Annotated in this window: 5 protein-coding genes; 3 read left to right on the forward strand and 2 right to left on the reverse strand. The window is 41.1% G+C overall.

Annotation, left to right across the window (positions count from 1 at the left end; all coding sequences use genetic code 11):
• Nucleotides 1–286 precede the first annotated feature (286 nt).
• On the reverse strand, nucleotides 287–448 hold the full coding sequence (locus tag VE944_RS30555) for a metallothionein (RefSeq protein ID WP_229554569.1): 162 nt from the start codon (nucleotides 446–448) through the stop codon (nucleotides 287–289).
• A 299-nt stretch (nucleotides 449–747) separates the two neighbouring features.
• A complete protein-coding gene (locus VE944_RS30560) occupies nucleotides 748–1566 on the reverse strand; it encodes a fasciclin domain-containing protein (protein WP_324986438.1) in 819 nt (272 codons plus the stop codon).
• Nucleotides 1567–2291: 725 nt separating this feature from the next.
• Between VE944_RS30560 and VE944_RS30565 the strand changes: the two genes are divergently transcribed.
• From VE944_RS30565 to VE944_RS30575, 3 genes are all read left to right on the forward strand, one after another.
• Nucleotides 2292–3086: a glutathione S-transferase family protein gene (locus tag VE944_RS30565; RefSeq protein WP_324986441.1), complete on the forward strand. Its 795-nt coding sequence runs from the start codon at nucleotides 2292–2294 to the stop codon at nucleotides 3084–3086.
• 86 nt (nucleotides 3087–3172) lie between these two features.
• Complete coding sequence (locus tag VE944_RS30570) at nucleotides 3173–4903, forward strand: ATP-binding protein (RefSeq protein ID WP_324986447.1); 1731 nt, start codon at nucleotides 3173–3175, stop codon at nucleotides 4901–4903.
• A 558-nt stretch (nucleotides 4904–5461) separates the two neighbouring features.
• Nucleotides 5462–6411: RNA polymerase sigma factor, RpoD/SigA family (locus VE944_RS30575; RefSeq protein ID WP_324986444.1), on the forward strand; the 950-nt coding region annotated here is incomplete at its 3' end.

Genomic DNA, 6411 nt, shown 5'->3' on the forward strand with positions numbered 1-6411 from the left:
GGGATTCAGACCCCACCTGATTCAAGTCCACCAAAAAGTGGTGGGGGTCTTAAACCCTTGGGCGTTGCCGCACGACTTGGGGATGGGGAGACAATTCCCCAAGTCTCCTTGTCTCCCCATCACCTTGTCCTCTTCGATAAAAAATACCCAGCTTCTCTACGAAAGGTTTAGCTTGTTTCTCCGTTGTAGCAACTGGCATTGTGTTAGCTGAAAGTAAGTACCTTGAATTGTTGATGGTGCGTTACGCTTTCAGCTAACGCACCCTACATTTAAATTTCTTAACTAATCAACAGCCACAGCCTCCATGACTACAGCCTTTAATGGTTTTGTGACCTTCAGCACAGCCTTGGGAGCAATAGTTTTTGCCGTCTTCTTTAATAGCATCCTCAAGTGAAACGATACACAGGCAAGTCGGACAGGCGCATTTCATTTGGGTTACGGTAGTCATAACTTTCTCCATTTCCTGTTGAGATTACTTTAAGAATACATGAATTGTTTCTGTCTGGTATGCGTCATATAAAGACTTATCATTTAGGCTGACGCAAGAGCAGGGGGGCGCAAAGAGATTTTAATGATAAGTGATTAGCCGAACTTAATATCAATCTGCTCTAATTTGTAGGCGGGGTTGCCAATTTAACTCACTTTTATTACAAAAAAACCGTCCAAAACTAACATCTGAACGGGGTTTTTTCCTATTAATATTTAATGCCAACCTAGTCTGCTACAAGTTGTACTTGTACCTAAAAACTACAAGTCAGGAGGCAAAATTACCTGATCAATTGCGTGGATAACACCGTTAGTGCCTGTGATATCTGCCTGTGTCACTTTAGCATCATTGACAGTTACACCAGTCGCAGGATCAACTTTAACGTTGATTGCACCACCTTCAAGGCTTTTAACTTCACCAGACTTTAAATCAGTAGACAATACCTTACCAGGTACTACATGGTAAGTTAAAATCTTGATCAATACTTCTTTGTTGGCTGGATTTAACAATTCTTGCAAAGCATCTTGTGGCAACTTAGCAAAAGCTGCATCAGTAGGTGCAAAAATGGTTAAGTTATCTTTGCCTTGTAAAGCTCCAGTTAACCCTGCTGCTTTCAAAGCCCTAGTTAAGGTTTTAAAAGAAGCGTTTGACTCTGCCAACCCTAACAAGGTTTTACCTTGATTGCCCGTTGCTCCTGGTGCTGATGGAGTTGTAGGAAGTGTATCAGTGGGTTGAGTTCCTGGGGTAGAGGGTCTTGGTTCAGTAGGTGTAACGCTACCACCACGGTTATAGGGCGGCTCGTTGAAAATACTTGGTCTGGGATTTGTTACACTACCTTTCTGCGCTACTTGTTTAGGTTTGGTATTGCCTTTTTCCATTACGGAAGTAGCTTCATCAGGTGTGTATTGAGTGTTTACTTGAAGACGTTGACCCTTGTTATAGGGAGCTTCGTTGAAAATACTGGGGTTAGGATTTAGGGACTCTTTAGCTTCAGATGGTAAAGTAATAACAAGGCTGAAACTACCAAATCCTGCTATGCCTGCCAACGTGATCAGCAATTTGCTGTAACTTGTCTTCATAAATTTTGTTTGTCTTTTTGTCCACACATTACATAAAGATTTATAACATTTTGCTATGCACAAAATCTAACCAAAGAGGGTAGAAAAATTTTCCCACAAGGGTTTGTGCTGATCAGGTAAAATATAAAACATCGGCTCACCCTGAGAATGATGAAATATATTTAGCACATATTTTATGTAATGAGTATATTTTTTATTTATGCCAAAAAGAGTTAAAAAGCCTAACTTGCTATAGTGTCAACTCTCAGAAAGTGTGAAAATATTACATCTACAAGATATGATTTACAATAAATTGTGAGTAATATTTTACTTATTTAAAAGCCAATTTATATACAAGGCTGTACGTGAGCTATTAGATGATTAAAAAGTACTCAACCCCATAAGTAATAAGGGGATATCTCTGAATTAACCATTGATTATTCAGCAAAAGTAGAGAAATTAATTACCTAGATATCTTAACTTAGTCTAAACAGAGACGGAAATTAAACTAACTGCTGAAGACTTACAGGGAGCGGTTAAGTTGATTTATGTATGGCAAATTTAATTATTTAATATTTTAATCAGAAAATAATATTTTTTAAATTGATGATTTTGGTAAAAATCAGGTATAAGTTCAATCATAATCTCAATTAGATAAACAAAAAGCAACTAATGTAAAGAAAAATTACTTTAACTAAAGATACAATTGTAAAGTTAAGAAATTGACCAGTTATAAGGTATACAACATGCTGGAATTATACCAATGGGAACTATCTCAATACTCAGAGAAAGTGCGCCTAATTCTAGATTTTAAAGGACTAAATTACCGCAAAATAGAGGTTACGCCTGGGATTGGACAGGTAGAACTATTCCGGCTGACTGGTCAGAAACAAGTCCCGGTATTAAAGGATCGGAATAGATATATTGCCGATTCTACGGAAATAGCTAAGTATTTAGACTTAGAATATCCCGATCGCCCAATAATACCGCAAGATCCCAAAAAACGGGGTTTAACTTTATTAATAGAAGAATGGGCGGATGAGTCTATAGGCATAAAAGGTCGCAAAGCACTATTTGCAGCCATAAGTCAAGATCAAAATTTCCGCAAGTCTTTATTACCCACCTCAACACCAGATATATTTAAAAGTCTGGTCGGGGGAGTACCCACTGACTTACTGACAGTGCTAGGTTTTGGCGTAGGTTATAGTCCAGATATTATCCAGTCAGCGATCGCATCTTTAAAACAAGACTTGGAAGCGGTAACGTTATTATTGGCAGACAGTCCTTATTTAACAGGAGATGAGCCAACTTTAGCTGACTTGGCAGTAGCTGGCTTATCGATATTGCTCAAGTTCCCCTCTGGTCCCTATCTGGATTTGCCAGCTTCTATTAGAGGTAAAGGATTACCAATCTTTTCAGAGAATATAGATTATGCACCATTCTTTACCTGGCGCGATCGCCTTTACGCCCAATTCCGCAAACCATTAATCAGTACCACTCCCCCAACGGGAAGTGCGCCAACCTCGATTCAGATTGACTAATAAGGGGCATTGGGCATTGGGTATTGGGCATTGGGCATGGGGGAAAATAACTAATGACTAATGACTAATAACTAATGACCAATAAAATGAATTCAGAACAGCCATTAGGTTCGGTTATTCAAGGTTCTCTAACTGAAGGTTTAGAAGTACGATTGCATCCTGACATTTCTGTGGAAGATATGCGGGTGGGTAAATTTCTTGTTGTGCAAGGGATGCGATCGCGCTTTTTTTGTATGCTGACAGATGTAGCATTGGGGGCTGCTAATGCCCGAATTATTGCCAGTCCCCCTAGTTGGGAAGACACTTTTTTACGAGATGTTTTAGCCGGAAGTGGTACTTATGGTACTATCAACCTCGCGCCGATGTTGATGTTCACTCCCGAATCGGAAGAATCTTTCTCCCCAACAAACGGCAAATCGACAAATCCCTTCCTCCCATCAGTGAAGGGTTTGGCTTCATTTGTGCCACAAACCAGTACTACGATGGAATTGTTGCCTGTTAAAACTATTCCTAGCCACTTTAGCCAAGTTTACGATGCAAGTGTTGACGATTTTCGCCGGGTATTTGGTTGGGAAGATGACCCCCAAAGGCGTAATTTTTCCATCGGTAAACCTTTGGATATGGATGTGCCCGTTTGCATCGATTTAAACCGCTTCGTGGAACGGAGTAATGGGGTTTTTGGGAAATCTGGTACTGGTAAATCCTTTCTAACACGGTTACTTTTAGCTGGCGTTATCCGTAAAAATGCAGCAGTAAACTTGATTTTTGATATGCACTCTGAGTATGGCTGGGAAGCCGTTGCAGAAGGGAAGAACGTCAGTACTGTTAAGGGTTTAAAGCAATTATTTCCTAGCAAAGTAGAAGTTTACACCCTCGACCCAGAATCGACAAAGCGCCGGGGTGTGCGTGATGCTCAAGAACTTTATTTGAGTTACGAGCAAATTGAAGTTGAAGATATTAAGTTATGTAGCCGAGATTTAGGACTCTCTGACGCAGCCCTGGATAACGCCAATATTCTATATAGCGAGTTTGGGAAGTCTTGGATTGTCCAGTTGCTGAACATGACTAACGAAGAAATCGAAATGTTCTGCGACGAGAAGCGCGGGCACAAAGGCTCGATTATGGCATTACAGCGCAAACTCTTGCGGATGGATAGCTTGAAGTATATGCGAGCGGTTTGCCCCCAGAATTATATTAGTAAAATTGTTCAGTGTCTGGAAGCTGGGAAGAATGTTGTGATAGAATTTGGTTCCCAGTCTAATATGCTCTCTTATATGTTGGTGACGAATATGATCACCCGACGTATTCATGAGCATTACGTCAAAAAAGCAGATAAATTCCTGCAAAGCAAGAACCCGAACGATCGCCCCACGCCATTGATGATTACTATTGAAGAGGCGCACCGTTTCCTTGACCCGGCTATAGTACAAAGTACTATCTTTGGGACTATCGCCAGGGAACTGCGAAAGTATTTCGTCACACTTTTGGTAGTTGATCAACGTCCATCGGGTATTGATAATGAAGTCATGTCCCAGATTGGGACTCGAATTACCGCTTTGCTTAATGATGAAAAAGACATTGACGCAATTTTTACGGGTGTATCTGGTGGTGGTGGACTGCGATCGGTATTGGCAAAGTTAGACTCTAAGCAACAAGCTTTAATTTTGGGTCATGCTGTTCCTATGCCAGTAGTAGTACGTACCCGTCCTTACGACGCAACTTTTTACGAAGAAATTGGTGAGCCAGCCTGGGAAGAAAAACCTGACGCAGAAGTATTCGCTGCTGCTGAACTAGCCAAAGCTGACCTGGGATTCTAGATAGTCATTTGTCAGTTGTCCTATGTCCTTTGCAAATGACTAATGACAAATCCCTAATTCGTAACATCCCTCCATTTTCGCAGGAAATTAAGTTCGGTTATCCGGCTAGTTTTGGCAACAGAAGAGAGGTTTTTAGCGTCACTATAGATATAGTCAGTAATTTCAAGGAAGTTTATTTTTTTGTTGCAAATCGGCAATTTTGAATTATAATTAAAGATTTTATCTTAAAGTACTTTACTATTTGCCTGATTTATCGTACTATAAAGTAAAGGGAACTCATACCGACTTCGGATTTCCAGTTGCTATTAGTAACTGCCTAAAAGAAGAATTCTCCAAAACAACCAGCGTGCTTATATAGAAATTGAAAATTTAAGAGATTGAAAATTTAGGGAAGGTAGGGGAACCTATCATTGGGAGTTTACGTCTGAACAACGTCTATATCAATTGATAATTACTTTTGATAGCTCCCGATATTTCGTGATAGATGTACTACCTTTCTTCCATCGATTTTAGTAAGAAACAATACATTGTGTTTACGGAGTAGAGGATAACACATCAATGCCTACTGTCAACACCCAAACGGAAAACCTCAACACCAAATTTACGGCTGATATGGTGCGAACCTATCTGCGAGAAATTGGTCGTGTACCACTGCTAACCCGTGAACAAGAGATTGTCTATGGAAAGCAAGTGCAACAAATGATGAAGTTCATCGACGCCAAAGAAGCTTTGGCGAAGAAACTGCACCGCGAACCGAATATGTCAGAGTGGGCTGACCACGTTCAACAATCGGAAACCGAGATTCAACAAACGGTAGCGCAAGGGAAGCGAGCGAAGCAAAAAATGATCGAAGCGAATTTGCGCTTGGTCGTTGCTATTGCTAAAAAGTACCAAAAGCGGAATATGGAGTTTCTGGATTTAATCCAGGAAGGAACACTAGGGTTAGAGCGTGGTGTAGAGAAATTTGACCCAATGAGGGGTTATAAGTTCTCAACCTATGCTTACTGGTGGATTCGCCAAGCGATTACCCGTGCGATCGCTCAACAAGGTCGTACCATCCGCTTACCGATCCACATTACCGAGAAACTGAATAAAATCAAGAAAGTGCAGCGCGAATTGGCTCAAACCTTGGGGCGATCGCCTACTCCAGCCGAAATTGCCAAAGAACTGGAAATAGAACCTGCTCAGATCCGCGAGTACCTGAACATGGCGCGTCAACCAGTATCTTTGGATGTTAAAGTTGGCGATAACCAGGATACTGAGTTGCAAGAAATGCTCGAAGATGATGGCCCATCACCAGAGTATTACACCAACCAGGAATTCTTACGCCAAGACTTGAACAACCTGCTAGCAGAACTAACTCCGCAACAGCGACAAGTTTTAGCCCTGCGCTTTGGTTTAGAAGATGGTAACGAAATGTCATTGGCGAAAGTGGGTGAGAGATTGAATCTCAGCCGTGAACGCGTCCGCCAGTTAGAGCATCAAGCTTTGGCTCATCTGCGTCGCCG

The sequence above is a fragment of the Nostoc sp. genome (assembly GCF_035638895.1).
Taxonomy (GTDB): Bacteria; Cyanobacteriota; Cyanobacteriia; order Cyanobacteriales; family Nostocaceae; genus Nostoc.